General features: G+C 56.9%; 1 pseudogene. It reads right to left on the bottom strand.

What is annotated here, in order from left to right:
- Nucleotides 1-443: pseudogene (locus JCM17102_RS30170) on the bottom strand (conjugal transfer protein TraG); the annotation flags it as partial.
- Nucleotides 444-545 lie beyond the last annotated feature (102 nt).

Genomic DNA, 545 nt, shown 5'->3' with positions numbered 1-545 from the left:
TGCAGCTGTTCCATCGCTCCCCCTTGCCAAGCGTCCATGAAGGGCGAAAGGTAGTTCTCCAGTTCGGGATAGCTCGTCAGGATGGGAAACACATCCTCGTAGCGGCGGTTGAGCAGTTCGATGGCATGGGGAAAGGTGCAATACCTGCCGCCCTGATAGATGCGCAGGAACCAGATGATGGCAGCGAAGAGGATGATGGGCGATTCCACGAAGAAGTCGCCCTGCTTCTGCACCCACGTGCGGTTGAGGTTGAGCATGATGGTGTAGGCACTCTCGTAGGCATCCGAAATGTCGGTCATGAAGTCCGGGTGGATGGGGTTGCAGCGGTGGCTGCGGCGAGGGTCATCGAAGTTGATGACGTAGAACTGCGGCTTCACCTTGTACCCCTCCGGGTGGTTGAGCAGATGGTTGTAGGCAATCATGGAGAGGTCGGGAAACTTGAAGTGTAGGCTAAGTAGCCGACGCCGTGCCATATTACTATGGTCGGTTTCCGAAAACTCGCCTCCGAACCGGACGTACACCTTCCAGCGTATCCGGCTCTCCGT

Origin of the sequence: Bacteroides faecichinchillae JCM 17102, assembly GCF_000614145.1 — a bacterium.
Lineage (GTDB): Bacteria > Bacteroidota > Bacteroidia > Bacteroidales > Bacteroidaceae > Bacteroides > Bacteroides faecichinchillae.
This window is presented reverse-complemented; position numbering and strand designations above follow the sequence as displayed.